The 3,010-nt window shown below is 46.1% G+C and carries 1 protein-coding gene; it reads left to right on the forward strand.

Features of this window, described 5'->3' with window-relative positions; genetic code table 11:
* Window positions 1-73: 73 nt before the first annotated feature.
* Window positions 74-2,905 (forward strand): reverse transcriptase family protein, encoded by a 2,832-nt coding sequence (locus AAFM92_16685; protein ID MEL7302017.1) that lies wholly within the window; start codon window positions 74-76, stop codon window positions 2,903-2,905.
* Window positions 2,906-3,010 lie beyond the last annotated feature (105 nt).

The raw sequence follows: 3,010 nt of genomic DNA on the forward strand, positions 1-3,010 counted from the left end.
ACCAACGGCTACATAGACATAAACAAAGAAATAACAACACAGCAACAAACAACCCTCCATTGAACTACACCCCATGGCTACACTCACATCAAAACTTACAGTACTCCAACACAACGTCCTACACTGGTCATTCGACCGTCGCAATGAACTCTGTAACACCTACCGGAAACACGACCCAGACATAATCCTCCTAAACAGTCACGGCCTCCCCGATACAGAACGCATTAAAATCTTTCAATACAACACATATCAAACAAACAAATCCGGTAGAAATAATGATGGCGTAGCTATAGCCATCAAAACCACAATAACACATAAACTCATTGAAAACTTAGCACCAGAGATCATTGCGGCGGAAATCAACACCACACAGGGCCCCATCATCATTGCCACACTATACTTACCACCCAGAAGACCATACATACCATACCCGGATCTCTACCAACTTCTTAGACAACGCAAACCTATATACATTCTAGGCGACTGGAATGCCAACCACACACTATTCGGCTACACTACAACTAACCCTGTTGGAACAGCCCTGGTCTCCCTCATCAGAGATGGAACCCTACAACACCTCGGACCACACTTCCCAACATACACTGGCATGCACCGTAACACCACCCCAGATCTCGTCTTAACAAACAATCGCGTCACCACCTACACCCACCTAACACAAGGAGACATAACCACCAGTGATCACCTCCCCATCATCGCCACCATTTCAACCAACCCCATCCTCATTCCCATCACCCCACGAGAAAGACAAACACACGCGAACTGGGAGGGGTTCAAGGACGCCCTCTCAGACACCACAACACCAGATCTCGACGGCAAGCCCGTCGCCGAGATCGACACACAACTACAACAGTGGTACACAGACATCCAAAATGCAAGACGAGATCATATACCCACCACTACTTATCGAACTCAACCACATTACACGGAAACACCACAACTACGCCTACTCAAAGTCCAGTATCGTGCTGTATACGATCTGGCAACACTAAGAGGTTGGAACCCGCCCCTCAGGCAGAGACTCCGGGAATTAAGAACACAACTATACTACGCCACGAAACAACATTCCACACAACAATGGCAGCAGCTTATCAGCAAGCTCTGCCAAAACCACCACGACACAAAAACATTCTGGAACAGCTACAACAAACTGATGGGGTCCTCCAAACAACCACACAGCACATACATTTACAACCAACACAGACAGAAAATCACAACCACAGAAGCCATGGAAGAAATACACAGACACTACTGGACACAAAACTTTCACATATCTGACACTGAAAACCTACAATTCGACCAAGACACAGAGACTGACGTGACAGAATACCTAGACAGACATCAACACCTACTTACACCCACCCCCACTATAAACCTCAACACCCTAGACAACAACGACCCACTCATAACACACATAACACCGGGAGACATAGCCACCATCATCAAACACGCCAAAAACAAATCACCCGGACCCAGCACCATAAACAAAACCATACTCCAACACCTCCCACCCAACATGCTACACCGACTCAGCTCTATTTTCAATGCCTCTTTGGCCTGTGGTCATTTCCCCTCTCTTTTCAAATCCGCGACCATAGTCCTCATTCCCAAACCACTCAAATCTCTACACGAGGTCACCAGCTTCCGCCCAATCTCTCTCCTGGAAGTTCCTGGGAAAATCCTGGAGAGAGTCCTCAACACTCGTCTGACAACACACCTAGAAGACAACAACTTACTCAACATGCGACAATACGGTTTCAGACGCCAGAGAGGCACAGACACAGCCACTACACTAGCCTATGAGGAGATTGCTCTCAGCTTGGCTAACAAACAACAAACAAACATAATACTTCGAGACGTCAGCAAGGCCTTTGACAAGGTCTGGCATGACGGCTTGAGGTATAAACTACTACAGCTCAACATACCAGCAAACATGAAACAAATACTATGCGATTTTCTCAGAGACAGACACGCAAACATCAAAATCAACAACTACCTTGGGCCACCGATCCCCTTAAGATCCGGTGTCCCACAAGGTAGTATCATCTCTCCAACCTTCTTCATACACTACACTGGTGACCTCCCCCTTCCATCACCCTTTAGCAACTATATATCTTACGCAGACGACATCACTCAACTCATCACACACCCCTCCAAATCAAAAAACATCATGAAACTCGCCACAGAAACAGCCATCACAAACATTAACACTTTTGAACACAAATGGAAGATACAAACAAACATGACAAAATTCCACATCCTTCCAGCCGCACGCAGACAACCACCACAGATCACAGTCAACAACACAGACATACCATACAGCTACACAGGGAAAATGCTGGGAGTAAACATGAACACACACGGCACATCCATACACTCTCGGGAGCGAGCCAGGCTGGCTAGACACAGCCTGGCTAGTCTCCGGAGATTCACACAATGCACACCACAAACAAAACTAACACTATACAAATCCCTTGTCCGTCCAAAACTAGAATATCCACCCATCCCACTCGTCACAAACAGCCAACACCAACAATTAAACATACAGATAGTACAAAATCACGCACTAAGATGGGTGGATGGCACACAATACCCTAACAATCTCACAGTAGAAACACTACACCACAAATACAACATAGAAGCCATGAACACTAGGATACACAGAAGGGCACACAAAACATGGGAGAAACTACGACACAACCAAGATCCACTATACACAGCCATATTTGAAAAACACACAAACACACACACACATCATGGGTGGTGGCCTCGGAGCCTACCCATATGTTTACGGGAACCACCACCCCCCCTTTACACCAAACCACCTACAATCCCTCCTGACGTACGCGACGACTATGACTTGGAATTGGAATACGACGACGAATGATACTGCCTTGCTGGACTGGTCTCATCTCACTTCACTTCACTTCACCTCATTCCACCTCACTTCACTTAACTTAATTTAATCTAACTTCATTTAATTCAATTTCAT

The organism is Pseudomonadota bacterium (assembly GCA_038533575.1).
Taxonomy (GTDB): Bacteria; Pseudomonadota; Alphaproteobacteria; order Rhodobacterales; family Rhodobacteraceae; genus Shimia_B.